Genomic DNA, 25,859 nt, shown 5'->3' with positions numbered 1-25,859 from the left:
TCCGCCCGATTTAGTCGCGTGTCTGCTGCCCGGCATTCAGCCCCGGCTGCATCGCTGCTTCCCAGTCTGCCAGGAATGCTTTCTTCTTGAGACGGTCCAGGTAAGTCAGAAGCCCGATACCCAGACGTATGGGCAGGGCAGAACGCCCTTCAGTGGCCATCTCGGGAGATGGGTTCTCCTGATCTGATGCGCTAAAATGCAGTGGCAAAAGGGACGAGTGCCGGGCGATGATAGATTGTCCCGCCGGCGAGAGCAGAAAGTCGATGAAGGCGGCTGCGGGGGCCTTGTTGGGCGCTGTTTTGGGAATGAACGCCGTGCGGGTCATGAGGTGCGTGCAGTCGTCCAGCAGATAGACGCCGACGCGCGGGTCGCTGTTTGCGCGGCAGTTCCCTTTGAGCAAATGCCGCGCGATTGTAGACCATGGCCGACGGGCTCAAAGGTGAATCCGTAGGGCTCGTCGCGCCATTGCGCCCAGGCGGGAACATTCCCGGCGTTGGCTGGCCTGAAAGCATGGGCCAGCCCGCTGTTGACGAGCTTGGCCTGCAAATCCATGGCGGAACTGATGACCACATCGGCTGGTGAATCTCCCCTGCGAATCTCCGGGTAGAGTTCGCTTGTGTTGAACTCGGTATATTCGACACGCACCCCCGGCGTGCTGACTTCAAATTGGCGAATAAGCTGCATGACGGCGCTAGTATTTCCTCTGCACCGTTCTGCTCGAACTCAACCTGCCGGGCGGACTACTCGAATCCTTGCTGAGAGACTCCAATGGATAGTGTGATTTCCGGACTGACGGCAGGCTTTTCTGTCGCCCTGCAACCCTTCTTTTTTTCTGGTTCTGGCGGGATGCTTTGCCGGCACGCTGATTGGTGCGCTGCCTGGCATCGGACCGATAAACGGCGTGGCGATCCTGTTGCCCATAGCGTATGGACTGGGCTTTCCGCCTGAAGCAGCCCTCATTCTCCTTGCCGGCATCTATTATGGAGCGGAATATGGGGCGCGCATCTCATCCATTCTGCTCGGGGCGCTGCTTCTCTTCAATGTCGCACCGGGACCGCTGATGTTCGAGCAGAGGCCGGAAATCGCCTGGGGGCTGATCGCATCGATGTATATCGGCAACCTGACCCTTCTGGTGATCAATCTTCCGCTTGCGGGGCTTTTTGCACGCATGCTCAGCATCCCGCAGCAATATCTGACGCCGCTGATTGCCGTCTTGGCATTCATCGGCGTCTATTCCGTGGTCAGCAATCCCACGATCTCTACATGATCACCCTGCTTGGGGTGTTCGGGTGGGGCCTGCGCAAGCTCGATTTTTCCCTTGCGCCAGTCATCCTCGGATTCGTGCTGGGTGACCTGTTTGAAAACAATCTCCGTCGCGCTCTCTCCATATCGGCCGGAGACTGCGGGATCCTGCTGCACTCCTGGAACAGCATCATTCTTTATCTGCTGGCGGCGGTGGTCGTCGTGCTGCCCATATGGGCAGCACGACGCAGAAAGCCAGCGTTGGTGAAGTGAACGGCAGGCAGCGTTGGGGCATGCCTTTGGACTGCGCTATATCTCCACCGTGTGTCCGGTACCCGCGACACCGCAGGTGTTGAGAAGTGAGGGGGATGGTACGATCTCTTCCTCACCGGCCGGCTGAAGCAGAAATGCCGTGGTTTGCGGCTCGCGATATGCATCGATCATCGCACGCGAAGCGCCTGTATAATGGGCGCGGAGAGCCCGGAAGCAGCCGCTATGTGTCACGACGACATGCGCCTGCCGTCGGTCGAGATGATCAAGCCATGCCTTGATCCGTGCGAAGAGCTCATCCTTGCTCTCGCCGCCGGGCACCCGATATCCCCAGGGATCGGCGGCATGTGCATCGAACTCTCCTGGCCGCTCCGCCTTCACTTCGCTCAGAGTGTTTCCCTCCCACGCCCCATAGGCACGCTCGGCGATCTCGGGGACTTCGACGAAACGCTCGAAATCGACGCTCCAGCAATCCGCCAGAATGGAAGCCGTCTGCCGGGCACGTCCGAGCGGACTAACCCAGAAGCGTGCATCAGGGGGCAGGGAACGAAGATGTGCCTCGACTGCCGTGGCGACGGCAAGACATTGCCGCGTGCCGTTGAGTGTCAGGGGCGCGTCCATACGCCCCTGAAGCCGGCCATGCCGGTTCCACTGTGTCTCTCCGTGGCGAATGAGCAGGATCGGCGGGTAGAGGCCGGGCTCACGGCCCGGTGCCTCACATACGTCGCCGGCGCGACCGGCCTCACGGACAAGCATGTCGTCAGCCATGGATCAGAACACCCTCCTGGTGGCGCACATCGAGGCTGACCGCCTCACCGGCCTGCCGCCGCCCGCTGCCCCGGTTATGGACTTCGTCCACGAGCAGCGTCTGCCCCGAGACCTCGACGGTGTAGCGGATCATGCCGCCAAGGAACTCGGCGGATTGAACCGTGCCGCTGAGACCGGCATCCCCATTTTGCGCAAACGAAATGCTCTGTGGGCGCAGAACGAGCTTTCCCGCGCCGGCCCCTGCATCCGCCGCGCAGGGGATGGCGATGCCGGACGGCAGCACAAATGCGTTTCCGTCCGTTCGCTGCTCCACCATGCCCTCCAGCACATTGGCCGTGCCGAGGAACTTCGCCACGAAGGCATTGGCCGGCGTGTCGTAGACATCATCGGGTCTGCCAACCTGCTGCACCACACCGTCAGCCATGACTGCAATGCGATCGCAGATCGTGTTGGCCTCCTCCTGATCGTGCGTGACGAAGATGGTCGTGATGCCGAGCCGCCTTTGCAGTTTCAGGAGGTCCTGCCGCATCTGGACCCGCAGGTTGGCATCCAGATTGGAAAGCGGTTCATCGAGCAGAAGCACCCGCGGCTCCACGACGATGGTGCGGGCCAGCGCCACGCGCTGCTGTTGGCCGCCCGAAAGCTGCGAGGGATAGCGCTCGGCATACTGGCTCATGCCGACCATCTCCAGCGCCGCCCTGACGCGTTGCTCCGTCTCCGCCTTCGGCACACGACGTTCATCGAGACCGAAGGCGACATTGCGCGCCACGCTCATATGTGGCCAAAGCGCATAGCTCTGGAACACCATGCCGACATTGCGCTTCCAGGGCGCCATGCCGACCACATCCTGTCCGCCAAGCAGGATTTCTCCCCTGGGCGTCGGGCCGAAGCCGGCGATGGCGCGAAGCAGTGTGGACTTTCCCGACCCCGAGGGGCCTAGGAATGCGAAGAACTCGCCGGGCTCGATCTTCAGATCGATCCCCTTGAGCACTTCGGTCGTACCGAAGGAGAGGGACACATTGCGAATGTCGATCTCGACAGGCTCCACCCCGCCGGTTTTGACGTTTTGAGGTGGCTCGTGAGTGGTTACGGATTTCATGGGCATGTTCATCTCAATGTCCTCCCCCCTGATTGCCGGCCGTGGCCTGGTTATGGCGTGCGTTTTCGACCAGGCGATGCGACAGATAAGTCGCCAGCCCGACGATCACGACTGCCATGATGCCCAGCGCCGCGCCGGGGCCGCGGCCTGCCGCCGATTGCATGAAAAGATAAAGTCCGTAGGCCAGCGGCGCGTCTTTCTCGCTGGCCACCAGCATGATCGTGGCCGAAAGCTCCACCGCTGCGGTTGCGAAACTGGTCACGAAACCGGCCACCAGACCGCTCACCATGAGCGGCACGACGACACGCCGGACCGTGCGCAGTTTCGAAGCACCGAGGTTTTCGGCCGCTTCTTCGAGTGCGGGCGAAATCTGCTGAAGCGCAGCGGTGCATGAGCGCAGCGCGTAAGGCAGCCGCCTGACGGCAAGCGCGATCACGATGATGCCCCACCAGGTTGCCAGAGGCTGACCGGTGAGCGGCATCTCCACACCGTAATAGACACGCAGATACCCGATGCCCAGCACCACGCCGGGAACGGCGAGTGCGGAGACCGCCATATAGTCCAGCCATTTGCGCCCGATGATGTTCGTCCGCAGCACCAGATAGGCGATGGCGGTGCCGATGATGATGTCGATCAGGCCAGCAAGCCCGGCATAGATAAGCGTGTTCTGGATGAAGCCCCAGGCAGAAGTGAGGGCGGTCTCGTAGTGCTCTACAGTGAAGCCATCAGGCAGAACACCGAACGACCAGACCGTGCCGAAGGACAGAAGCAGAAGCCCCAGATGCGGCGCCAGAACCAGCGCAAGGATCAACAGAACGACGATGTAGCAGAGCACCGCCTCGCGCCGCGTCAAGTCGCGTTTGGAAAGTCCGCCACCGCCCTTCTGCGTGGTCGAATAATCCTTGCCGCGCATGCCGAGAAACGACACCCACATAGCGAAGATCGAAAACACGATCAGGATGCACGAGATCACGTAGCCCATCGGATCGGAGATGCCGACGGAGGAAATGCGCAGATAGGCCTGCGGCGCAAGCATGGTGTTGACGTTGAGCAGCAGCGGCGTGCCCAGATCGTCGAACACCTTCACGAAGACCAGCGAGGCACCAGCGATATAGCCGGGCATGGCCAGCGGAAACACGATGCGCCGGAACATGCGCACGCCGCTGGAGCCGAGCATCTGGGCCGCTTCCTCCATGGAGCGGTCGATGTTGCGCAGGCTGGCCGAAAGGTTGATCAGGATGAACGGGAAATAGTGCAGGCTCTGCACGAAGATCACACCGTTCAGCCCCTTCATGAAGGGGATCGTGACGCCGAAATAGTCGCGCAGGATGAGGTTCATGCTGCCATTCGCCCCGAACAGGAGCTGCATCGCCACTGCGCCAATGAAGGGCGGCATGATGAGCGGTACGAAGGCCAGCGTCTGGATGATGACGGAACCGGAAAAGTTGAAGCGTGTGGTGAAATAGGCAAGCGGCAGGGCGATGGCCGAGGCGATCACCACCGACATGCCCGCCACATAGACGGAATTGTAGAAAGACTGGCGAAACAGCGTGCTGGCGAAAAAGTCCTGAAAATTCACCAGTGTGAAACTGCCTGTGGCCGGGTCCTGAAACGCGACCTGAATGACTTTCAGCACCGGCACGACGAGAAACGCGCCGAGAAACAGAACGACAAGGCCAGCCGCCAGATAGGGTCCGACAGACACGTTGAGTGCCGGCCGCCGAAGGGCTGCAGTGGGCATGGAAATGCTCCGTTGGAACGGGAAGTCTTGAATGGCCGGCCCGCCGGGAACCAGCTTTATGGTGGGATGCTCAAGAAGAGCCCCCGGCGGGCCGTTCCTGTCTTAGAGCAGCGATTTGGCCTGTTCGGCCAGTTCGGCAGCCTTGCGATAGTTCTCGACCACCATGGCGTCCCACTGCTGCTCGATCTCGGCCTGACGGCCCTCGACCTGCGTGTCGGCCTTCTTGCGTTTGACAGTGAAGATCGCGTTGAAGTCCGGATCTGAGGCTTCTTCTGCGGTCACCGGAAGTGCGTAGAGCAGCGCCTTTGCTTCCTCGATCAGCTTGGAAGCCTCGGCATTGTCCGAACCGGCTTCGGCAAGGGCGGTCTCGGCGGCCTGCACGGCAGCAGTTGCGTTGCGCAGATCGTCCAGTCGATAGGTGATCATCACGTCGAACAGGGAATTCACCACGTTGTAGCGCTGTTCGGATACATCGCTGTCGAAGTTCACCTTGGTCTCGATGGAACCGTCAAACGGGTTGGGCAGGCCTTCTGGCGCTCCCGCATAGGCGTTCTTGTTGACGGGGAGACGCATGATCTTCGGATCGAAGAGCAGTTCCTGCCCCTTTTCCGACAGCAGGAAGTCGATGAACTTCTGCGCCGGTCCCTCATTGGGTGCATTGGCGACCACGCCGATATTGGCCGGCACCAGCGCCGTCACGCTCGGGTAGTGGAATTCGACCGGGAAGCCGGAGGCCTTGGACGAGAACCCGAAGAAGTCGATCACGATGCCGACGCCGAAGGAACCGCTGTTGACGCCATCCGGCACACCGAAACTGCGCTCGGTGATGGTTTTCGCGTTGCCGGAGATGGCCTTCAGCGTCGTCCAGCCTTCTTCCCAACCTTCACCCTGAAGGATGGTTTCGATTGTGAGGTGCGTCGTGCCCGAGCGCGAGGGCGAGGAGATGCCCACATGGCCGTGATAGACGGCGTTCTCCAGGTCGTCCCACTCCTTGGGGGCCGGCAGATTGTAGGCCTCCATGTAGCGTGTGTTCCACATAAAGCCGTAGCCGGAAAGCGCAAAACCCAGATACTGGCCGTCGGGGTCGTTGATCGGGTAGCCATTGAGATCGGCAGGGATGCCGTCGACTTCTTTGGAATAGCTGCCGAGAAGCTTCTCTCCCTTCAGCACTTCGAACGCGTCCGGCGCGGACGCCCAGAAAATGTCGGACTGGTTGTTCTGTGCCGTCTCGATCAGATATTTCACACCCGAGGACGTGCTCTTGTTCACCACCTCGACGGCGATGGAGGGATTCTCCTTCATGAAGGCGGTCTTGAAGACATCCGTCAGATCGGATGGAAAGGATGTGACGATGACAAGCTTGTCATCGGCCGCATGAAGCGGTGACGTCGCCAGCAGGGCCGCAGCCGCGACCCCCAGTCCCAGAAAGCGAAGCGGCTTGCGTTTAAAGTCAGGCATAAAATTCCTCCCAGAAATTTACCGCGATCTTTTTCATCGCGCCAAACAGGGAGCAACTGCCGTGCCAGTTTTCAGCGCCGCAGAGTATTTTCAGCAAGTAATTGATATCACGAAGGAAATAACCCAATGGACGTGGTCGTACGTGGGTCGCTTTTGACGCATTTATCCAATTCGCGTGTCACTATTGACACCTTCTTCATTGCTGAAGTCTTCGCGGGAAAGGCCATGGCGCTGCATGCGCAGATACAGCTTCTTGCGCGGGATCTGGAGAAGGTCGGCTGCCCGCTGCACCTGCCCGCCGGTTCTACGCAATGCCGCGGATAGAACGCGCTTCTCGAAGGCGTCGAGCTGTTCGGCAAGGCCGGCTGTCGGATGATCCGCCCCCTCCCTGCGTCCTTCGCCGTCAATGCCAAGCGCATATCGCTCGGCCAGATTGATCAGCTCGCGGACATTGCCCTTCCATGGCCGGTTCCGCAATGCATCCAGATAGTTGTGATCGGGCTCGACAAAGGGTCTTTGAACACGTCTGGCAGCCTGTTGCGCATAGTGCATGAAGAGTATCGGCACGTCTTCGGACCGTTTGCGAAGCGGCGGGATGGAGAGCGTTGCAACGGCGATGCGGTAGTAAAGATCGGCGCGGAAAGTGCCTTCTTCGGATGCCTCCTCCAGATCCTTCTTGGCTGCTGCGACGACCCGGACATCGATCCCGATTTCGTCCCTGCCACCGAGCCGTGTGATGGTCTGTGACTGAAGCGCGCGCAGAAGCTGGGTCTGATGGGCAAGGGGCATGCTTTCGATTTCGTCGAGAAACAGTGTGCCGCCGCTTGCCTGTTCCAGCCTGCCGATGCGCCGGCGGTCCGCTCCAGTGAAGGCACCGGGCTCATGGCCAAACAGTTCGCTTGCGATCAGCGTATCGGGCAGGGCGCCGCAATTGAGCGCCACGAAAGGGCCGTCGCGCCGCTGGCCAAGCTCGTGAAGCGCCGTTGCCACCACTTCCTTTCCGGAGCCGGTTTCGCCATAGATCACCGTGTTCACATCGGCGAGGGCGACGGCGGTGATGCGCTTGCGCAGGAGTTGAATGGCTTCACTGTTGCCTATGAGCTGTTTTTCCAGTGTGTAGCGCTCACCGGCGCCGCTCATCAATTGACGGTTCTGTAAAACGAGCTGCCGCATCCGGGCCGCGCGCTCCACCGCGGCCAACAGCACGTCAGGATCCACCGGTTTCTCGATGAAGTCATAGGCGCCGCTGCGTACGGCCGAAACGGCCATGGGAACGTCGCCATGGCCCGTGATGATGATGACCGGTATATCCCGGTCGATTTCCCGCACCGCTTCAAGGAGCGCGGTTCCGTCCATTCCGGGCATCCTCAGATCCGTCACGACGACGCCCGGCCAGTCACGGTCCAGCGCGTAGAGTGCCTCTCCTCCCTGTGAAAACGGGAAGGGTTCATAGACCTCCAGCGCCAGGGTCTCCGCCCACGCATCCCGGATATCGGCCTCGTCGTCCACCAGAATGACCGGTATCGGATTCATGTCTTGAACAGCTCCACGGTTGCGATCACTCCACCCTCCTTTCGGCTTTTCACGTCTAGTCGGCCACCCAGGTCGCGAATGACGTTATACGATATGGAGAGGCCCAGCCCGAGCCCTTCGCCAGGCGGCTTCGTCGTGAAGAATGGATCGAACAGTTTTCCTTCCAGTCCCTCGGCAATGCCCTCACCATTGTCCTCCACCTCGATGCGCGCCAGCATGTCCGTCTCGCTTACCCGGATTGTGAGCCGGGCGGGATGAACAGGCTCCAGAGCGTCGAGCGCGTTGGAAATGAGGTTGACGAGCACCTGCTCTAGGAGTGCGGGCTCCGTCATCACGTGAACCGGGTGCGGCGGGTGCTCCATGACAAGCGCGACGCCCTGCCGCTCGATCCGCTCCTTGAAGAGGGTCAGCGCGTTGGCGACCACCTCCGTCACATCGTTGCGCACCAGCACATCCTGCGGCCTGCGGGCGAAGGTCTTCAGATGATTGGAGGTTTTCGCCAGACGCTTGATAAGCCGTTCGATGTCGCCCAGCTTCTCCCTGCCCTTGTCGATGTCGCCGCGCTCCAGATAGCGCAGCGCATTGTGCGTATAGGATCCCATCGCCGTCAGCGGCTGGTTGAACTCATGCGCAATGCCCGCCGAAAGCTGCCCGAGGGCGGCAAGCTTTGCAGCCTGCACCAGTTCTGCCTGTGTTTCGCGCAGCTCGGTCTCCGCCTGTCTGCGCCGCTCGATCTCCGACGTCAGGCTGACATTGGCCTGCCGCAGCTCGCGCGCCCGCTGGTCGAGCGCTTCAGACTTGTCGCGGAACAGACGAACCGCATCCGCAAGCTGGCCGATTTCGTCTGAACCCGACACGCCGACCTGAATGCCTTTCTCGCCACCCGCAATGCGGCCCATCGCCTCCAGAACCTTCATCAGACGCTGGAACAGGTGCCCGCGCACGAAGAAATAGGAGAAGGCGAGCAGGAGAAGGAGAAGAATGGCGGTGCTGAACGCGTTGAACACGCGCCAGCCCGACAGGGCATCGTTGATTTCCGCAGACGCTAGGCTCGACCGAAGGCCGCTTTCGCGCACCGCGCCGGCAACCACATTGCCAAGCTCTTCAAGCAGCGAGGCGTTCATTTCCTGCAACTGAGCGCTCTCAGCCAGGAGCCCGCTTTCGTTCAGCCGACGATCCAGCAGATTGTCGGGCTCGGTGGCGAACAGGGCGATGTCGCCCCAGATCTGGCGCAGCGTGATGGCGCTTGCATTGCTCGCGATCAGCGCCGCATTGGCGTTGCCCTCATCGACCGTTTCCGCAAGCCGCCCCTGCAACTGCTCGATCAGGCGGAAATCTGTCTCGCTCGCGCCGCGCAGGATCATCCCGACCGCCAGATTGGCGCTGGCGTGCAGACGGCCAAGCGCCTCCGTCAGACGCACCTCGCGCTCGACGAGACTGCGCCGCGCATTGTCGGCGAGGCCTTCGCCGGCCCGCGCCTCAAGCGCCGATTCCACGTTGAACTTGGCGTCCACCAGAAGCGGATCGACCTCCAGCAGAAAATCGCCATGCAGGCGGTTGAGACGCGCCGTCTCCTCCTCCCGCTGCTTGGCGAGAACGAAGCGCCGCGCCACATTGCGGTCGAGCGCCAGCACATTGGCCTCCACTTCGGCCAGAACGCCGCCCAGCCCGCTAAACGCCTCATCCTTTCCCATACCGGTCGCCAGAAGCTGGCGAAGCTGCTCGAAATGGTCCTCGAGCCGCTCCAGCGCGGCTTCCCGTTCGAACCGCGTGCGCGCACTGCCAAGCATGGGCACATCGACGCGAATGGCCTGACCGATTTCGGCGAGCCGGGCGCTGGCCGCCGCCGTCTTGAGATTGTCCGACGCCAGGTTGGAAATGGTGTTGCCGACATTGCCCAGCGTGAAATTCGCCACCAGCATCGCCACGATGGCGAATCCGGCAATCGTCGCCATGGCGACCAGAAGCTTGCTGCGCAGGGAGGTGGAATGACCGCTCACGGCGCGCGCCCGGAATTGAGTTCGGCAAGCCGGGCGTCTCCGCGCGCGATCAGTTCGCGGGCCCGGCTGAAGCGGCCTGAAAAGTCGCGCGACCAGCTGTCCCGCAGCGTGCCTTCGCCATCGGCGGAAAGATCGACCAGATCGCTTCCTTCAAGCTGCCAAATCAGCTCTGCGGCATCCGACATGAAGGAGGCGACCGGCACGGTCTCCACCCGGTCGCGCGCCTCGTCGATGAGATTGCGCAATTGCGGATCGTCAGCGGCTTCCGGAGCAGCCATGAGGCGGTCGATGCCGGCCCGGATTTCGGCAAGCTCCAGATAACGATAGGTGATCATCTCGTCGAACAGCGCATTGACGATGGGAAGCCGGCGCGCGGCAAGCGCCGCATCGAAGGCCGCGCCGGCGCTTTGCTCGGGCTCGAATCCCACCTGCCCCCAGAGCTCCGGATTGACGGGAATGCGCGCAATGGCCGGACGCAACAGCAGGTTCTGCCCCGTATCGGAGCGCAGGAACTCAACGAAATCAACCGCCAGCGGGTTCTCCGCGCCGGTGCGGGCGATGCCGACACTGGCCGGAAAGACCGCACTGTCGCGCAGCGGCGCAAAGGCGATGGGCGGCTGCGTTTCATTGGCCGCCTTGGCGAGAAAATCGATGCCGATGCCCAGCTCGAACCGGTTTCGGGCGATGCCCTCGCGCACGCCGAAACTGCGCGCCGTGACCGTGGCCAGATTGCTTCCGATGCGCGACAGGAGCGCCCACCCTTCATCCCAGCCCTGGTTCTGCAGGACGGTCTCGACGAACAGATGCGTGGTGCCGCTGCGCGCCGGCGATGTCATGCCGATGCGGTTGCGATAGCGATCCTGCGCCAGAAGCTCCACCTCGGCGGTTGGCCCTATCGTGTCGCCATCGGGCTTCCACATCAGGCCGATCTGCGACAGGGCAAAGCCGAAACGCGCGCCACTCGCCTCATCCACCGCGAGCCCGCCGAAATGCGACGGGTCGAAAGAAAGCTCCGGCCGGTGATCGAGCAGGCCGTCGGCGTCGAGCGCAGCAAAGGCAACGGGCGAGCTTGTCCAGACCACATCGGCGACCGGTCGGCGGCCTTCGCGCATGTGTCGCATCAGTGCGATCGTGTTTTTGTTGGTCACGCAGGCGCGGCCATGATCGCTGGAGAACCGCTCCACAAAAGGCCGGTAAAAGCTTTCGGGGTAGGAGGTGATGATCTGGAGCCGGCATCCCGTGTCGGCGGCCTGAGCGAACGCTGCACCCGACAGCCAGACGCAGGCCGACACCACCCAGCAATGTAACAATCTGCGCAAAGGCTCTCCTCCCAGGGAGGCCAGGCCGCACGGCATCGCCGCGCCTCCTCGGCGCATCAACCTCCCCCTGTCACGATAGCGCAGCCCTCAAGGCCCCGCCACTTCGCCAGTTCCGGCGCGACATCCCAACTTCGCGCCAGTGCCATTCCTGCCTTACCCGGGCAAAGCCCGTCAACAAACCCAGGCCGCCACGTCGCTGCTATGATAAGAAAAACAGATCAGGCTGACCATTGCGGTCATATTGATAGGTCCTGACCCTAGCTGGTCTGCTCTGCCAGATCGTGCCGCGCAAATGTATGCACAACCGCATCTGTGGTCCGCCGGATATGTGTTTCCATAACGGTGACCGCCTTTTCCACATCGCGGTCTAGCGCCGCCTCGAAGAGGGCGCGATGCTCAAGGCTGATGTCACGGGTCGCCACGGTCTTGACGCGGGAAAGGCGGCGATACCGCTCATGCTGGTCGAACATGAGCTGGCGCATGCGCAGAAGCCATTGCGAATCGCAGGCCGCAACCAGCGCCTTGTGAAACTGGTGATTGAGGGTCTCCCATGCGGCCAGGTCGTCAATGCCCTGATCGATTGTTCGCTCGAGCCGCTCCAGTCGATGAAACGCGGCTGCAAGCCCGTTCTCCCATTCGTCGTCGCCATTGTCGATTGATATGCGCAGGGCTTCCACCTCAAGCAGCTTGCGCATATTGCCGATGTCACGTGCATCCCCGACGGACATGGGCACCACCTCGCAGCCGCGCTGCCCCTCCAGCTTGACCAGATGGTCGCTGGAAAGCCGCGCAAGCGCCTCTCGGATCGGCGCTGCGCCCAGCCCATAGCGCGTGCGCAGCATTTCGATCTTGAGTTTCAGGCCGGGTGCAAGCGCGCCTGATATGATGTCTTCCCGCAGCAGCCGGTAGGCGCGCTCGGCGATTGTTCGTTCCGGTCCGTCATACCGCATGTTGACCAGGATCTCTGCCATTCCGCTCGTTTCCCCAGTTAACCGGCCCGCGCCGTCTTCGACAAGCGCGTTTCCCTGATTGGAAAAATATCGATATTTTTGTTGACTTGCAAATAATATCGATATTTTATTCGCAGCGTTGGGGACGGAGCCTGGAGGAGGCGGCAGTTTCTGCTGATGTCGAGCATATTGTCTGAAGAACGAACCGAACGGGCTGGTGCGCTGGAACGCGTCAGCGCCCGCCTTGCGGCGGTCGAGTGGTATTGCGCCGGTCTGCTGCTCTGCGTCGTCTTTCTGCTGCTGCTTTTGAATGTGGTGACGCGCAGTCTCGGTTCGCCTCTGATCTGGGTGGATGAGCTGGCGATCTATGTGATGATCTGGGCCGCGCTCATCGGCGCGTCCATCGGCATCCGCAACCGTGATCACATCGCCATGACCCTTTTTACCGACATGCTGCCGGCGGCAAGCCGCAGGGCGCTTCTGATCGGTGTTGACGCAGCGTTGCTGGTCTTCTTCGCCATTTTGGGCGTCATTCTCTGGAACTGGTTCGATCCGGTCGGCGTGCTCTCCGCTGAGACGCTTGCCGATTTCAGCCAGCAAAGCTTTAACTTCATCTATGAAGAACCGACCACGACCATCGCCATGCGCAAGGTCTGGTTCTGGCTGATCCTGCCTGCCTTCTTTCTGAGCGGTACGCTTCACGCAGCGGCCAACCTGACGACGCGCCTGCGCGGCGGGGAGGGCGGGCGATGACGATTGCCGGCTCATTCCTTGCCCTTCTGCTCGTCGGCCTGCCCATTGCCTTCGTTCTCGCCGCAACGGCGCTGGTGTTCATCGCCGTCAGCGGCAACACGGTGCTGCTTCAGTCCTATGCCCAGCAGCTCTTCGGCGGGCTTGAAAATTACGGCCTTCTGGCTCTGCCCATGTTCATTCTGCTTGGCGAATTCATGAACGCCGGCGGTATAGGCCGGCGTCTCATGAGCCTGTCACTTGCATTGCTTGGGTCGGTGCGGGGCGGTCTCGCCTATGTCAATCTCATCGCAAACATGCTGATGGCCTCGATCCTCGGCTCGACCGTGGCGCAGATCACCATCATGTCGAAGATCGCCGTGCCGGAGATGGAAAAGGCCGGCTATCCGCGCGACGTATCCGTGGGCATCACGGCGGCTGGCGGTCTTTTGGCCCCGATCATCCCGCCTTCCATGCTGTTCATCATCTTTGGCGTGGTTGCGCAGATGCCGATTGGCGATCTGTTCATTTCAGGCATCGTGCCGGGCGCGATGATGTTCGTTTCCTTCATCGTGGTGATTGCCGTTTTTGCAAGGCTTTATGCCTTCCCGCATTCGGAACGCCTTTCGATCCGGAGGCGTCTGGCGGCACTGCTTGATGCGCTCCCGGCGCTGGCCATTCCCGCCGTCATTATCGGCAGCATTCTGGGCGGCCTTGCAACGCCGACGGAAGCCGCCGCCATTGCCACGCTTGCGGCGATGCTGACCGGTCTCTTCGTCTATCGAGAGATGAGCGTGGCAGACATTTTTCCGGCTTTTGCCAATGCCGCGCGCAGTGCCGCCGTGGTGCTCTTTCTCATAGCGGCGGCGCAGGTGTTCAGCTGGGTCATCACCTTCGAAAACCTGCCGGCGCGGGTGGCGGAAGGGCTGCAACTCATCACCGCGTCGCCCATCGTGTTCCTGCTGCTTCTCAACCTGCTTCTTCTGATGCTCGGCATGGTCACGGACCCGATCCCCGCCATCATTCTCGTGGTTCCGGTTCTGCTGCCGGTCGCCACGGATGTCTATGGCATCGATCCGTTCCAGTTCGGCGTCATCGTCTGCCTGAATCTGACGCTGGGTCTGCTGACGCCGCCGGTGGGAACAGGCCTTTTCGCCGCCGCCCTGATGGGTGGAGTGAAGGCCGAGCGCATTGCGTGGCTGGTCACGCCGTTCTTTGTGGCCGTCGCCGTGGTTCTGGTTCTTCTGGCCTTCTTTCCATGGCTGGCAACGGGCCTGAAGGAGTTTTTGTGATGGTCAACGCGAAAGCACCTGTCCTGATCATCGGAGGCGGAACCATCGGCTGCGGATGGGCGGCTGCATTTGCGGCTGCCGGGCACCCGGTACAGGTTTATGACCCGGCGCCGGACACGGTCCCGCGCCTCGATCTGGTCTGGCAAAAGGCTCTGCCCGTTCTGGAGCGGCTTGGAAGCGCCCGCGCCGATGTGGCACCGCCGTCCCACATCGCCCGGCTCGATGATGTCGCGGAGGCCGTGGCCTTCGTGCAGGAAGCCCTTCCGGAGCGGCTGGAACTCAAGAGAGAGGTGCTTGTCAGGGTCGAGCGGCATTTGCCGGCGGATGCGGTGATCGCGTCCAGCACGTCGGGCCTGTCGCCAAGCGATATTCAGGATGCTTTGACCCATCCCGAACGCCTTGTGATCGGTCATCCCTGCAATCCGCCATACCTCATGCCGGTGGTGGAAATCTGCGCCGGCGCGAAGACGGACGCGCTTGCGATGGACATTGCGGAGGCCGTTTATTCCGGCATCGGCAAGACGGTGCTGCGGCTTCGGCGCGAAATGCCCGGCCATCTGGTCAACCGTCTTCAGGCCGCGCTGTGGCGCGAGGCGGTTTATCTGGCGGCGGAAGGTGTCGCGTCGGTCGACGACATTGAAAAGGCGGTCACCAGGGGGCTTGCCGCGCGCTGGTGCGTGACCGGACCGACGGCGATCTTCCATCTGGCAGGCGGCGATGCCGGTCTGGCGAAGTTTTTCGACGATCTGGGGCCGGAGGTGGAAAAGTGGTGGGCCTCGCTTGGTGCGCCCCGCCTCGACGCGGAAACCCGCGCCGCTCTCATCGATGGCGTCGCGCAAAGTCCCGATCTGGTGGATGCCCAAGCGCTCGCCGGCCGGCGGGATGCGCGGGTGCCTGACATTCTCAATCTGTTGTCCGGCACGGAAGGCCGGAACGGGTCGAAGCATTACAAACGGGAGGAAGAAACATGCTGAAACAGATTGCGGGTGCGCTCGCCATTGCCGGCGTCATGCTGGCAACGCAGATCGCCGGTGCCGCAGAATACCGGCTCGGTCTCATCACGCCGCCGCCGCATCAATGGACGGTGACGGCCAACACAATCGCCGAAGAACTCAAGGAAAAGACCGACGGACGCGTCGAGCTTCTGATCTTCCCGAGCGGCCAGCTCGGCAACGAAGCGCAGATGCTCCAGCAATTGCAGACGGGCGCGCTGGACTTCGCCTTTCTCACGCTGGGAGAGTTCGCCAACCGCGATCCGAACTACGGCATTTTTCTGGCTCCCTATATCGTCAAGGATGTTGCCGGCGCGCAAAAGCTCCTGAAGGGCGACACGGCGGGCGAACTGCTCGACGGTGTAAACAAGTTCGGCCTGAAAGGTTTCGGCTATGCGATGGCCGGCCTGCGCCAGATTGTCATGCGTGGCGAGGTAAAGGACGTTGGCGGGCTTTCGGGCAAGAAAATCCGCACGGTGCCCTTTGCGCCGGAACTCGACTTCTGGGTCAAGGTGGGGGCTGCTCCGACTCCGATGCCTTTGCCGGCGCTTTATGATGCCTTCGCCAATGGGCAAGTCGACGGCATGCAGATCGACTTCGAAGGCACCTGGAACAGCAAGTATTACGAGCATGCTGGCACGATCATCGAATCCAACCACATGATGTTCCCGATGATCGCCGTCGGTTCCGGGCGAAAATGGGGTGCGGTTCCCGCCGAGGATCAGGCGATCATCGAGGACGTGCTGAAGGCGCATCTCGACACGCTGGTGGGCTCCTATGCGAAAATCGACGCGGACTATCTCGAAAAGCTGAAAGGCACCGAAGTGCCGGTGATCACGATCGACCGCGCCTTCTTCGGTGTGGCGATCGACAACTGGTACAAGGAATGGCGCACCAAGGCCCCAATGCTTGAAAAACTGGAAGCGGAAGCCTCGGGGCTCTGAGGCCATCGAGATCAAAAAGGCGGGGCGCGTAAAGCGCTCCGCACGGAAATGTGGAGGATATTGTGAGCGGACCCTATCGCGATCTTCGCTATGTGCGGCTGGCGACCGGAGACCTGAAACAGGCAGCCGCCTTCGCCACCGATATCGTCGGGTTGCAGGAGTTTGCGCGGGAAGAGGAGCGCGCCTACTTCCGCTCCGATGCGCGCGCCTATTCGCTCTGCTTCAGCGCCGCTGAAACGGATGCGGCAGTCGCCCTGACCGTCGCCCGCGACGAAGACCTGACCGCGATGGCCGAGCGGCTGCGCGCCGAAGGGTTCTCCGTCTCCGAATTCGATCAGGCGGCCTGTGCCGCGCGGAAGATCAAGAAGGGCATCGCGACCAGCGCGCCCAACGGTGTCACGGTTGAACTCGTCTGGCGTCCGCTCACATCCGGCTGGCGCTATCACGGTCCGCGCGATGCGGGCATCACAGAAATCTCTTCCGTGTCGCTGGCCTGCACCGACATCGCTGCCAATGAGGATTTCTGGACGCGCGTTCTGGGCGGCGCCGTCTCCGACTGGGCCGGCGATGCCGCCTATGTCCGCATTGACGGCGCGCATCACCGCATCGCGCTCTATCCTTCCGCCCGCGACGGCATACTGGGCGTCGACTTCGCCGTCGAGTCGATCAACAATGTGATGCAGAACCATTATTTCCTGCAGGCGCGGCAGATGCCCATCGTCCATGGGCCGGGCCGTCAGCCGGCGTCGGAGAAGATTTTCGTCGCCACCCGCGGGCCGGGCGATGTGCTCTTCAGCTATTCCACGGGCATGAACGAGGCCGAGCCTGAGCGCACGCCGCGCCAGTTTCCCGATACGGCCCTTTCCCATTGCGCATGGGGCTCCCCCACCAACGAGCCTGAATTTTCGGGCGCGTAACCGACAGGAGAACCGACATGATCGAGTTGAAGGACGTGGTCTACTGCCGTCTCGGCACGCGCGATCTGGAAGGGGCGGTCTGGTTTGCACAGAACATTCTCGGGCTGGAAGTGTCCGAAGATCGCAAGGGTGCCGTGCACTTCAAATCCGACAGCCGCGACCACACGCTGTGCTATTTCGAAGGCGATCCGGAAGACCAGGTGACCGCGTTCGAGCTTGGCTCATCGGCGGATCTGCACGCCGCCGCTGCCACCCTCGAAACCTTGCAGCAGAAGGTGTATTACGGCACCCGCGAGGAATGCGAGGCGCGTCATGTGCGTGAGTTCATCCGTTTCAGCGACCCGACAGGCAACAGCATCGAATTCGTCGTGCGCCCGGCCATTTCCGGCCAGCGCTACCACGGCACGCGTGATGCGGGCATCACGGGCTTCAGCCATGTGGGCCTGTGCTCCAGCGATCTGGAGCGGGATGAGAAATTCTGGACCACGGTCTGCAACGCGCGCGTTTCCGACCGCATTGGAGACGCGCCGCTGATGCGGCTTGGCTCGATCCACCACACGATTGCGCTGTTTCCCTATCACAAGGCCGGCATCCAGCACATCAACCACCAGGTGGAGTCGACCGACGACATCCAGCGCTCGACCAATTTCATCCGCGACCGTCAGATCAACATCACTTTCGGCCCCGGTCGCCATCCCACATCGTCTGCGCAGTTTCTGTATTTCAGCGGCCCCGATGGCATGACCTTCGAATATTCGACCGGCGTCTGCGAAATCCACGACGAACCCCTGTGGCGCGACCGGCAATTCGCCTTCGAACCCGTTGGCTTCTGCCACTGGGGCGCGAAGCCCAACATCGCCGCGTTCGAGGACTGAGCCGTGACACAGACCGATATGGACGATCTGGCGCGCCGGGTGCGCATGGCGGCGCGGGCGCTTGGCAGGCATGGGCTTGCTCATGCCTACGGCCATTGCTCGACGCGGATCGATGCGGAACGTTTTCTCGTCTGTCCACCACAGCCCATGGGGCTGGTGAAGCGGGGCGAAACCTGCACCGTTGTGCCGGTCAGCGGGCCGCTGCCGGAAGGCGTTCTGGGCGAGGTGCGTATCCATCAGGAAATCTATCGCAACCGCCCGACGGTCGGCGGCGTGGCCCGCTTCATGTCGCCGAAGATGATGGCGCTTGCAGCCCTCGGCAGGTCACCGAAGGCACGTCACGGCTTTGGCGCCTATTTCGCGCCGGAGCCGCCGCTCTGGGATCATCCGCAGCTGGTGCGCGATGATGAAAAGGCCAGAGGCGTTTTCGCCGCCATGGGCGATGCCCGCGCCGTTTTGATGCGCGGCAACGGTGCGGTGACGGCGGGCGACACGCTGGAAGAGGCCATCGTGCTTGCCTGGTATCTGGAAGATGCCTGCCGCATCGAGCTTGAAGCGCTGGCAGCCGGGCTTGGCGACGAGCCGCCGACCTTTACCGCCGAAGGGGCGAACGAACGGGCCACGAAGGCCGGCCGCATTTTCGAGCGCATGTGGGATTTCCTCACGGCAGGCGATCCCGAACTCTGAGTTTCCGCAAGAAGGACGAGATTACGTGAAGCGTATTCAGAATTTCATAAACGGCCGCTTTGTCGATGGCACAGGCGACCTGTTCGAAAACCGTTTCCCGGCAACGGGCGAGGTGCAGTCGCTCGTCTCCTCGGCCGGCGAGCAGGATGTGGATGCCGCGGTTTCGGCGGCAAAAAGGGCGCTCACGGGGCCATGGGCACGGCTGAGCGTGCAGGAACGCATCGCGCTTCTGCGAAAGGTGGCCGATGGCATCAATGCGCGCTTCGACGAATTCCTGCGCGCCGAGATCATGGATACGGGCAAGCCCGTCTCCATTGCCAGCCATATCGACATTCCGCGTGGCGCGGCCAATTTCAACGTTTTCGCAGATCAGATCGCCAGCGTGGCGACCGAAGCATTCGAGATGGCGACGCCGGACGGCGCCGGGGCGCTGAACTACGCGATCCGCATGCCGCGCGGCGTCATCGGCGTCGTCTGCCCGTGGAACCTGCCACTGCTCCTGATGACGTGGAAGGTCGCGCCGGCACTGGCCTGTGGCAACACGGTGGTGGTGAAGCCATCGGAAGAAACACCGGCCACCGCCACACTGCTCGGTGAGGTGATGAACGAGGCCGGCATTCCCGAAGGCGTCTATAATGTCGTGCATGGTTTTGGCGGCGGCAGCACGGGCGAGTTCTTGTCGAGCCACCCCGACGTGGACGCGATCACCTTCACGGGCGAAACGACGACGGGTGAGGCCATCATGGCGGCGGCCTCGCGCGGCGTGCGTCCGGTGTCGCTGGAGCTTGGCGGCAAAAACCCGGGCATCGTGTTCGACGACGCGGACATCGACATCACCATAGAGGGGCTTGGCCGGTCCTGTTTCGCCAATACGGGGCAGGTGTGCCTTGGCACCGAACGGCTATATGTGCAGCGCGGTATCTTCGATCAGGTGGCCGAGAAACTCGCGGCAAGAGCGAGAGCCTATGCCTATGGCGATCCGTTCGACCAGAAAACGACAATGGGGCCGCTCATAAGCGAGGAGCATCGCCGCAAGGTGCTCTCCTATTATGAGAAGGCGAAGGCCGGTGGCGCGGAGATTCTCGCCGGCGGCGGGGTGCCCTCCATTCAGGGCTATGAAGGCGGAAGCTGGGTCGAGCCGACGGTGTGGACCGGCCTCCCGGAAGATTCGCCCGTCGTGCGCGACGAGATTTTTGGTCCCTGCACGCACATCACGCCTTTCGACGATGAAGAAGAGGCGATCCAGCTCGCCAACAACAGCCCCTACGGGCTGGCGACCTCGATCTGGACCACAAACCTGTCGCGCGGGCACCGCGTGGCCGGCCGGATCGACGCCGGCATCACCTGGGTCAATTGCTGGTTCCTGCGCGACCTGCGCACCGCCTTTGGCGGCTCCAAACGCTCGGGCATTGGCCGCGAGGGCGGCGTTCATTCGCTCGAATTCTACACCGAACTGCGCAATGTCTGCGTAAAGCTCTGACCTTTGCTTTGCGCAGCTTCGGACCGAAGTCCGGTTCCCACTTTTCCTGAAATCGCTTCAGAGGACATTCATAATGCTTAGCGAAGAACAGCGCGCGGAAGCGGTTCGCTCCCTGCTCGAAAGCCACCGCACCAAGGTGCAGGGCCGTCGCCCCTCGGAAATGTTCCCGGACATCCAGATCGAGGATTCCTACGCCATTTCGTCCGCGGTCGCCGAAGAACGTGTCAGGGCCGGGGCGAAGATCATCGGCCACAAGATCGGCCTAACCTCCAAGGCGATGCAGGCCAGCTCGAAGATCGACGAGCCTGACTACGGCTATCTGTTCGACGATCTGATCCTGAATGACGGCGCGAAGGTTCCCTTCGAGAATTTCTGCGTGCCGCGCGTTGAGCCGGAACTGACCTTCATCCTGAAGGAACCGCTCAAGGGACCGAATGTGGGCCTGATCGACGTGCTGCGCGCCACGGAATATGTGGTGCCGTCCATCGAGATCATCGACGCCCGCGTCACCGAGCCGCGCAAGATTTTCGACACGGTTGCCGACAATGGCGCTGCCGCCGGCATCGTGCTCGGTGGCCGGCCGGTGCGGCCCGACGAGGTGGATCTGCGCTGGGTCGGTGCGGTTTTCTACCGGAATTCAGAGATCGAGGAGACGGGCCTTGCCGCCGGTGTGCTCGGCCATCCGGCGATGGCGATCGCGTGGCTCGCCAACAAGCTCGCGCCGTTCGACATCACGCTGGAGCCTGGCCACATGATGCTGTCAGGCTCCTTCACGCGGCCTGTCTGGGCGCAGAAGGGCGATACGCTGCATGCGGATTTCGGCCCGCTCGGCAGCGTTGCCGTCCAGTTCGTCTGAGGTCCGCTGTGAAGAGCCTGGAAAACACGTTCAAGAAGCGGCTTCTGGCCGGCGAAACGCTGATCGGCCTCTGGAGCAGCCTGTGCAGCCCCATTGCCGCCGAAGCGCTGGCGGATGCCGGTTTCGACTGGCTGCTCTTCGACAGCGAGCATTCGCCGGTGGAAGTGGCGGGGCTTTATCCGCTGTTGCAGGCGGCGTCCGGCGGCTCTGCCGAAGCCATCGTGCGCCCGGCCTGGAACGACAAGGTGCTCATCAAGCGCGTGCTCGACATCGGCGCGCAGACCATTCTCGTTCCGTTTGTCCAGAACGCCGCCGAAGCGCGCGCTGCCGTTGCGGCCACGCGCTATCCGCCGGAGGGCATTCGTGGCGTCGCCGGCAGCACGCGCGCCAGCCGCTACGGCCGCGCGAAGGACTATTTCAAGGTCGCCAATCGCGAAGTCTGCCTGTTGGTGCAGATCGAGACGGGCGAGGCGCTGGAGGCACTGGGCGAGATTGCCACGGTCGACGGGGTCGATGGCGTTTTCATCGGCCCGTCCGATCTTGCCGCTTCGCTCGGGCATCTGGGCAATCCTGGCCATGAAGATGTGCAGAAGGCATTGCGGGGAGCGGTGGACCAGCTCAAGCTGCTCGGCAAGCCAGCCGGCATCCTTGCAACCAGTCCCGAAGATGCGAGGCGCTACCGCGACTGGGGCTATCAGTTCGTTGCCGCCGGCGTGGATCTGGGGCTATTGGTGAAGGCTGCAGATCGTCTTTCCGAACAAATGGCCTGAAGAGGCCATTTGAGCCCCGTGTCCGGCAAATTGCACAACCCGCGGAAGTGTGGGAAGGACAGCGCTTTCAAGAGCCCGCGTACTGAGGCTATTTTGTCGATACGTGATTCCTGCCATCTGAAAACCATGAGCGAAATCAGGTGGCTGTGCGGTCATGGCATAATGGAATGGGAGCGAACCGGTGGTGACAGAATCAAAGCCCCCCGTGATCTACGGCATCAAGAACTGCGACACGATGAAGAAGGCGCGGGCCTGGCTTGAGGCGCATGACATTGCCTATGCGTTTCATGACTACAAGGCCGTCGGCATTGAGCGCGCGCGGTTGGAGGCGTGGGTGGAGGAGGTTGGCTGGGAGAAGCTTCTCAACCGCGCCGGCACCACTTTCCGAAAACTTTCCGACGCAGACAAGGCCGATATGGATGCCGGGAAGGCGGTTCGCCTGATGGAAGAACAGCCGGCCATGATCAAGCGCCCGGTGCTTGATCTCGGAGACCGGCGGCTGGTCGGATTCAAGCCGGAAATCTACGAAGCTGCGTTCTCTGCCTGAGCGCAGGCCGGGACCAGTGCCGCGGGTGCGCGATGCCTACCGGTGAAACCCTTCCTTGCCTTGCTTTCCCACAGTTGGGATAAAATGGGCACTCCATTCGTGCGGGAAGGGGGCTTCGTGCGTATAAAGCAGATTATGTTCGGTCTGATTTCCATAGCCCTCGCGGTTGTGCTGGCGGTTATCGTCCTCCGGCTTGTCTTTCCATTGCCCGATATCTCGGACAGGGAACCGCAGAACGCGAGCGCCGCCGACCCTGCGACGCAACTCGGCCGGCTGCTGCAGGCGGGCGAGGCGGCGCATCCGGGCAAGACAGGCGTTCTGCCGCTTGCCGATGGCAAGGACGCGCTGGCGAGCCGGCTGGCTCTGATCGAGCACGCGCAAAGCTCCATCGATGCGCAGTACTATATCTGGCACGACGATACGTCGGGTATCCTTCTGCTGGCTGCGCTGCGCGAAGCGGCGGCACGCGGTGTGCGGGTGCGGCTCCTGCTCGACGACAATGGGGTGCCGGGGCTCGATGCCCACATGGCTTCGCTCAACGCCCTGCCGAATTTCCACATTCGCCTGTTCAACCCGTCGACGGTTCGTCGGCCGAAGCTCCTCGGCTACACCTTCGATTTCTTCCGCATGAACCGGCGCATGCACAACAAGTCGTTTATCGTCGACGGCGCTGCGGCAATCGTCGGTGGCCGCAACATCGGCGACGAGTATTTCCAGATCGGCGAGGCGTTCTACGTCGACATGGATGTGCTGGCGACAGGCGCGATTCTTCCCGAAACAGCTGCGGTGTTCGACGAATACTGGAACAGCGCCTCGGTCTATGGCGTCGAGAAGATCATCCCCGGTTCGGGAGATTTGCAGGCATTTGAGGCCCGTGTCGCGCAGGTGCGCTCGAGCGAGGAAGCGCACGCGGTTCTGGCCGAGCTGGAAAGCAGTGCCGAACGCTATGCCGGGGGTGGTGAGGCGCTGGAATGGACGGATGTCCAGCTCGTTGCCGATGACCCGGTAAAGGGAGAGGGGATCGCCACGCGCGATCAGCTAATGATCATGCGGCTCGGCGCGATCCTTGGTGAGGCGCAGGAACGGCTCGATCTGATCTCGGCCTACTTTGTTCCCGGAAAGATCGGAAGCAGCTATTTCAGCGATCTGGCAAAGGCCGGCAGGCAGGTGCGCATTCTGACCAACGCACTCAACACGACGGATGTGCTCCTCGTGCACAGCGGCTACGCCAAATATCGGCGAGGGCTCCTCGAGGCAGGGGTAAAGCTCTACGAGCTGAAACTGCGTGGCGGCGTGACGCAGGGCTCCGAGATTCAGCTAAAGCCATTCGGTCTTTCGGGTGCCAGCCTGCACGCAAAGACCTTCGCCGTTGACGGCGAACGCATTTTTATCGGTTCTTTCAATTTCGATCCGCGATCGGCGATCCTGAACTGTGAGATGGGCTTCCTGATCGATAGCGAGAACATGGCCCGGAAGGTCAGCGAGGGATTCGACGAGAGGCTGGGGCTGGTCAGTTATCAACCTCGGTTGACCCCAGAGAACAAAATGATTTGGGTGGAGGAACGGCGACAGCAGGATCCGGTCATCTATCAGGAGGAGCCCGGCGCCACGTGGTTCCAGCAGGTGGCAACAGTGGTTGCCGGCTGGCTTCCGGTGGAGTGGCTGCTTTAGCCGGAGGTCCCAAAAAACGTTTGAGGCCGAACGGAGGGGAAGATGAAGCACTGGATGTTGTGGTTGCTCGCGGGGATTGTTGCTCTGATCGGCGGTCTTGCCGCTCTTTTCAACCTCGGTTCCGCTTCCAGTTTGACGCTGACACTGGGCGGCTGGGCGTTGATCCTTGTTGGCGCCCTGCAGGGATGGGCAGCCTATAAGCCGCCCAGTGTCCCGACGATGATCGGTGCCGGACTGCTGGCGCTCGCCGGTGTCTTTCTCGGCCTGTCTCTTCTACTCGGCCCTTTCGGGGATGGTCGCCTGTTGCAGTTTCTCCTCGGAGCGCTTTTGATTGCGTCGGGTGCGGCGAAACTCTGGGTGGGACGTAGTCTGCACGGCGATCGTGTGTTCCCCGTACTTCTCGGAGCAGGTGGCGTTTCCGCAATCCTTGGTGCGATCGTCCTTCTCGGCGTGACGATCAATTTCGGCCTGGTTGTGGCTCTGGAACTGTTGGCCAGCGGTGTCGCGCTCGTGCTGCTGTCGTTGCGATTGAAGAGACATGCTGGAGAAAACTGACCCGCTTCGCGCATTTATCACCCTGGTTCTTGCCGTCATTCTCACGGTTCTGATCGGGTGGATACTGGTGATCGGGCGCTCGGTCCTGATGCCGATCTTCATTGCGGTGATCTCGGTCTATGTTCTCTTGACCGCGTCTGAAGCGCTGGGGCGCCTGCCGGTGCTCGGCCGTCTTCCCGAGTGGATGCGGCGCGGCCTCGTTCTGGCAATTTTTGTTCTGGCCCTGGTCATGCTGGCCAGTGTGATGGTCGGCACAGCCGAACAGGTGATCGCGCGTCTGCCGGTGTATCAGAAGAACCTGACGGACATGCTCACCGGCATCCTTTCCCGCTTCGATATCGAAGAGATTCCCAATCTTTCAACCCTTATTGAAACACTATGGGGACGCATCAATCTTCAGCGCCTCGCGGCTGTCAGTCTTGGTTCGGTCGGTTCTCTGGCCGGCATCATCTTCATGGCGGTTGTCTACTCGACCTTTCTGATGGCGGAACGGGGTGGCTTTGCGAGAAAGATCGCCGCTGCTCTTCCAAGAGACAGGGCAAGCCAGACCCACACAATTGTGCGCGACATCAATCGCAGCATTGGAGAATATCTGGCGGTCAAGACGTTTGTGAACATCATTCTTGGCCTCCTCTCCTTTGTCGTGCTCAAGCTCTTCGGCGTCGATTTCGCGCTCTTTTGGGCAGTTCTGATCGGCCTTTTAAACTACATACCCTATGTCGGTTCGCTGCTTGGTGTGATGTTCCCCGTGCTTCTGACACTGGCGCAGTACGGATCACTCCAGACGACGCTTCTGGTCGCGGTCTTGCTGACCTCGGCGCAGATGTGGGTGGGCAATGCCCTTGAACCGCGCATGATTGGCCGCAGGATCAACATGTCGCCATTCGTCGTTCTGGTGTCCCTGGCGGTCTGGACGTCGCTATGGGGCATCCCCGGGGCCATTCTTGCCATCCCCCTGACTTCGATCATCGCCATCATCATGGCCAACTTCGAGAGCACGCGGCCGATCGCGCTGCTTCTTGCAGACGATGTGCAGGCCGTATTTCGCAATGGCGATGATGAGTGAAGGTGCTCTGGAATCGCCCTTCTTTCTGCCAGAAAACGAAAACCGGCCCCGCAAATGAACTGCCCCCCGAAGTTGGTGTCCAACTTTCGGGCGTTAGT

The 25,859-nt window shown here is 61.7% G+C and carries 26 protein-coding genes; 16 read left to right on the top strand and 10 right to left on the bottom strand.

Going from position 1 to position 25,859, the window contains the following annotated elements; genetic code table 11:
- Positions 1-10: 10 nt before the first annotated feature.
- Positions 11-325 carry a hypothetical protein gene (locus AC07E3_RS11475; RefSeq protein WP_478361986.1) on the bottom strand — a complete coding sequence of 105 codons (315 nt, stop codon included), beginning with the start codon at positions 323-325 and terminating at the stop codon, positions 11-13.
- Positions 322-684: a substrate-binding domain-containing protein gene (locus AC07E3_RS11470; protein WP_336066324.1), complete on the bottom strand. Its 363-nt coding sequence runs from the start codon at positions 682-684 to the stop codon at positions 322-324. The genes AC07E3_RS11475 and AC07E3_RS11470 overlap by 4 nt, the downstream gene beginning before the upstream one ends.
- A gap of 121 nt (positions 685-805) precedes the next feature.
- Here AC07E3_RS11470 and AC07E3_RS11465 point away from each other — a divergent pair, with 121 nt between their 5' ends.
- Both AC07E3_RS11465 and AC07E3_RS11460 read left to right on the top strand, forming a co-directional pair.
- Positions 806-1,267: a tripartite tricarboxylate transporter permease gene (locus AC07E3_RS11465; protein ID WP_478362004.1), complete on the top strand. Its 462-nt coding sequence runs from the start codon at positions 806-808 to the stop codon at positions 1,265-1,267.
- Entirely contained in the window at positions 1,264-1,515 is a 252-nt protein-coding gene (locus AC07E3_RS11460; RefSeq protein WP_478361984.1) for a hypothetical protein, read from the top strand. Before AC07E3_RS11465 ends, AC07E3_RS11460 begins: the two co-directional genes overlap by 4 nt.
- 36 nt (positions 1,516-1,551) lie before the next feature.
- Here the strand turns inward: AC07E3_RS11460 and AC07E3_RS11455 are convergent, their stop codons facing one another.
- The 8 genes from AC07E3_RS11455 to AC07E3_RS11420 all read right to left on the bottom strand — a co-directional run bounded on the left by AC07E3_RS11455 (position 1,552) and on the right by AC07E3_RS11420 (position 12,401).
- On the bottom strand, positions 1,552-2,280 hold the full coding sequence (locus tag AC07E3_RS11455; protein ID WP_478361982.1) for a histidine phosphatase family protein: 729 nt from the start codon (positions 2,278-2,280) through the stop codon (positions 1,552-1,554).
- A complete protein-coding gene (locus tag AC07E3_RS11450) occupies positions 2,273-3,391 on the bottom strand; it encodes an ABC transporter ATP-binding protein (RefSeq protein ID WP_478361980.1) in 1,119 nt (372 codons plus the stop codon). The genes AC07E3_RS11455 and AC07E3_RS11450 overlap by 8 nt, the downstream gene beginning before the upstream one ends.
- Before the next feature lies 1 nt (position 3,392).
- The gene (locus AC07E3_RS11445; protein ID WP_478361978.1) at positions 3,393-5,120 is read right to left on the bottom strand and encodes an ABC transporter permease; all 1,728 of its coding nucleotides are present in this window, start codon (positions 5,118-5,120) and stop codon (positions 3,393-3,395) included.
- A gap of 102 nt (positions 5,121-5,222) precedes the next feature.
- Positions 5,223-6,578: an extracellular solute-binding protein gene (locus AC07E3_RS11440; protein WP_478361976.1), complete on the bottom strand. Its 1,356-nt coding sequence runs from the start codon at positions 6,576-6,578 to the stop codon at positions 5,223-5,225.
- Between the two features lie 162 nt (positions 6,579-6,740).
- A complete protein-coding gene (locus AC07E3_RS11435) occupies positions 6,741-8,111 on the bottom strand; it encodes a sigma-54-dependent transcriptional regulator (RefSeq protein WP_478361974.1) in 1,371 nt (456 codons plus the stop codon).
- Positions 8,108-10,111, bottom strand: a complete 2,004-nt coding sequence (locus AC07E3_RS11430) for an ATP-binding protein (protein ID WP_478361972.1) — start codon at positions 10,109-10,111, stop codon at positions 8,108-8,110. Before AC07E3_RS11430 ends, AC07E3_RS11435 begins: the two co-directional genes overlap by 4 nt.
- Positions 10,108-11,430, bottom strand: a complete 1,323-nt coding sequence (locus tag AC07E3_RS11425) for an ABC transporter substrate-binding protein (protein ID WP_478361970.1) — start codon at positions 11,428-11,430, stop codon at positions 10,108-10,110. Before AC07E3_RS11425 ends, AC07E3_RS11430 begins: the two co-directional genes overlap by 4 nt.
- A gap of 257 nt (positions 11,431-11,687) precedes the next feature.
- Positions 11,688-12,401: a GntR family transcriptional regulator gene (locus AC07E3_RS11420; RefSeq protein ID WP_478361968.1), complete on the bottom strand. Its 714-nt coding sequence runs from the start codon at positions 12,399-12,401 to the stop codon at positions 11,688-11,690.
- A gap of 156 nt (positions 12,402-12,557) precedes the next feature.
- Between AC07E3_RS11420 and AC07E3_RS11415 the strand changes: the two genes are divergently transcribed.
- The 14 genes from AC07E3_RS11415 to AC07E3_RS11350 all read left to right on the top strand — a co-directional run bounded on the left by AC07E3_RS11415 (position 12,558) and on the right by AC07E3_RS11350 (position 25,761).
- Positions 12,558-13,133 (top strand): TRAP transporter small permease, encoded by a 576-nt coding sequence (locus tag AC07E3_RS11415; RefSeq protein ID WP_336066304.1) that lies wholly within the window; start codon positions 12,558-12,560, stop codon positions 13,131-13,133.
- Positions 13,130-14,401: a TRAP transporter large permease gene (locus AC07E3_RS11410; RefSeq protein WP_336066300.1), complete on the top strand. Its 1,272-nt coding sequence runs from the start codon at positions 13,130-13,132 to the stop codon at positions 14,399-14,401. The genes AC07E3_RS11415 and AC07E3_RS11410 overlap by 4 nt, the downstream gene beginning before the upstream one ends.
- Entirely contained in the window at positions 14,401-15,375 is a 975-nt protein-coding gene (locus AC07E3_RS11405; RefSeq protein ID WP_336066297.1) for a 3-hydroxyacyl-CoA dehydrogenase NAD-binding domain-containing protein, read from the top strand. The genes AC07E3_RS11410 and AC07E3_RS11405 overlap by 1 nt, the downstream gene beginning before the upstream one ends.
- Complete coding sequence (locus AC07E3_RS11400) at positions 15,369-16,337, top strand: TRAP transporter substrate-binding protein (RefSeq protein ID WP_336066294.1); 969 nt, start codon at positions 15,369-15,371, stop codon at positions 16,335-16,337. The genes AC07E3_RS11405 and AC07E3_RS11400 overlap by 7 nt, the downstream gene beginning before the upstream one ends.
- A gap of 62 nt (positions 16,338-16,399) precedes the next feature.
- Positions 16,400-17,254 carry a VOC family protein gene (locus tag AC07E3_RS11395; protein WP_336066292.1) on the top strand — a complete coding sequence of 285 codons (855 nt, stop codon included), beginning with the start codon at positions 16,400-16,402 and terminating at the stop codon, positions 17,252-17,254.
- Positions 17,255-17,271: 17 nt separating this feature from the next.
- Positions 17,272-18,129, top strand: a complete 858-nt coding sequence (locus tag AC07E3_RS11390; protein WP_336066290.1) for a VOC family protein — start codon at positions 17,272-17,274, stop codon at positions 18,127-18,129.
- A gap of 3 nt (positions 18,130-18,132) precedes the next feature.
- Positions 18,133-18,816, top strand: coding sequence for a class II aldolase/adducin family protein (locus tag AC07E3_RS11385; RefSeq protein WP_478361965.1), 684 nt, complete (start codon positions 18,133-18,135; stop codon positions 18,814-18,816).
- A gap of 25 nt (positions 18,817-18,841) precedes the next feature.
- Positions 18,842-20,296 carry a 2-hydroxymuconic semialdehyde dehydrogenase gene (locus AC07E3_RS11380; protein ID WP_336066284.1) on the top strand — a complete coding sequence of 485 codons (1,455 nt, stop codon included), beginning with the start codon at positions 18,842-18,844 and terminating at the stop codon, positions 20,294-20,296.
- 73 nt (positions 20,297-20,369) lie between these two features.
- Positions 20,370-21,152: a 2-oxo-hept-4-ene-1,7-dioate hydratase gene (hpaH, locus tag AC07E3_RS11375; RefSeq protein WP_336066282.1), complete on the top strand. Its 783-nt coding sequence runs from the start codon at positions 20,370-20,372 to the stop codon at positions 21,150-21,152.
- Positions 21,153-21,160: 8 nt separating this feature from the next.
- On the top strand, positions 21,161-21,922 hold the full coding sequence (locus tag AC07E3_RS11370) for an HpcH/HpaI aldolase family protein (RefSeq protein WP_336066279.1): 762 nt from the start codon (positions 21,161-21,163) through the stop codon (positions 21,920-21,922).
- Positions 21,923-22,103: 181 nt separating this feature from the next.
- On the top strand, positions 22,104-22,469 hold the full coding sequence (locus AC07E3_RS11365) for an ArsC family reductase (protein ID WP_065816157.1): 366 nt from the start codon (positions 22,104-22,106) through the stop codon (positions 22,467-22,469).
- 84 nt (positions 22,470-22,553) lie between these two features.
- Positions 22,554-24,140, top strand: coding sequence for a phospholipase D-like domain-containing protein (locus AC07E3_RS11360; RefSeq protein ID WP_478361963.1), 1,587 nt, complete (start codon positions 22,554-22,556; stop codon positions 24,138-24,140).
- 42 nt (positions 24,141-24,182) lie between these two features.
- Positions 24,183-24,695, top strand: a complete 513-nt coding sequence (locus AC07E3_RS11355) for a hypothetical protein (protein WP_478361961.1) — start codon at positions 24,183-24,185, stop codon at positions 24,693-24,695.
- Complete coding sequence (locus tag AC07E3_RS11350) at positions 24,679-25,761, top strand: AI-2E family transporter (protein ID WP_336066271.1); 1,083 nt, start codon at positions 24,679-24,681, stop codon at positions 25,759-25,761. The genes AC07E3_RS11355 and AC07E3_RS11350 overlap by 17 nt, the downstream gene beginning before the upstream one ends.
- Positions 25,762-25,859: the final 98 nt, after the last annotated feature.

It is taken from the genome of Nitratireductor lacus (genome assembly GCF_056431025.1).
The sequence above is the reverse complement of the archived record's forward strand: the minus strand, read 5'-3'. Positions and strand labels throughout refer to the sequence as shown.

Bases quoted from the DNA above. Each gene is read 5' to 3' on its own strand.
- AC07E3_RS11415 (WP_336066304.1), top strand. From the start codon at position 12,558: ATGTCGAGCATATTGTCTGAAGAACGAACCGAACGGGCTGGTGCGCTG.
- AC07E3_RS11450 (WP_478361980.1), bottom strand. From the start codon at position 3,391: ATGAACATGCCCATGAAATCCGTAACCACTCACGAGCCACCTCAAAAC.
- AC07E3_RS11350 (WP_336066271.1), top strand. From the start codon at position 24,679: ATGCTGGAGAAAACTGACCCGCTTCGCGCATTTATCACCCTGGTTCTT.
- AC07E3_RS11445 (WP_478361978.1), bottom strand. From the start codon at position 5,120: ATGCCCACTGCAGCCCTTCGGCGGCCGGCACTCAACGTGTCTGTCGGA.
- AC07E3_RS11355 (WP_478361961.1), top strand. From the start codon at position 24,183: ATGAAGCACTGGATGTTGTGGTTGCTCGCGGGGATTGTTGCTCTGATC.
- AC07E3_RS11360 (WP_478361963.1), top strand. From the start codon at position 22,554: ATGGGCACTCCATTCGTGCGGGAAGGGGGCTTCGTGCGTATAAAGCAG.
- hpaH (WP_336066282.1), top strand. From the start codon at position 20,370: ATGCTTAGCGAAGAACAGCGCGCGGAAGCGGTTCGCTCCCTGCTCGAA.
- AC07E3_RS11420 (WP_478361968.1), bottom strand. From the start codon at position 12,401: ATGGCAGAGATCCTGGTCAACATGCGGTATGACGGACCGGAACGAACA.
- AC07E3_RS11405 (WP_336066297.1), top strand. From the start codon at position 14,401: ATGGTCAACGCGAAAGCACCTGTCCTGATCATCGGAGGCGGAACCATC.
- AC07E3_RS11390 (WP_336066290.1), top strand. From the start codon at position 17,272: ATGATCGAGTTGAAGGACGTGGTCTACTGCCGTCTCGGCACGCGCGAT.
- AC07E3_RS11470 (WP_336066324.1), bottom strand. From the start codon at position 684: ATGCAGCTTATTCGCCAATTTGAAGTCAGCACGCCGGGGGTGCGTGTC.
- AC07E3_RS11435 (WP_478361974.1), bottom strand. From the start codon at position 8,111: ATGAATCCGATACCGGTCATTCTGGTGGACGACGAGGCCGATATCCGG.
- AC07E3_RS11440 (WP_478361976.1), bottom strand. From the start codon at position 6,578: ATGCCTGACTTTAAACGCAAGCCGCTTCGCTTTCTGGGACTGGGGGTC.
- AC07E3_RS11475 (WP_478361986.1), bottom strand. From the start codon at position 325: ATGACCCGCACGGCGTTCATTCCCAAAACAGCGCCCAACAAGGCCCCC.
- AC07E3_RS11460 (WP_478361984.1), top strand. From the start codon at position 1,264: ATGATCACCCTGCTTGGGGTGTTCGGGTGGGGCCTGCGCAAGCTCGAT.
- AC07E3_RS11410 (WP_336066300.1), top strand. From the start codon at position 13,130: ATGACGATTGCCGGCTCATTCCTTGCCCTTCTGCTCGTCGGCCTGCCC.
- AC07E3_RS11455 (WP_478361982.1), bottom strand. From the start codon at position 2,280: ATGGCTGACGACATGCTTGTCCGTGAGGCCGGTCGCGCCGGCGACGTA.
- AC07E3_RS11400 (WP_336066294.1), top strand. From the start codon at position 15,369: ATGCTGAAACAGATTGCGGGTGCGCTCGCCATTGCCGGCGTCATGCTG.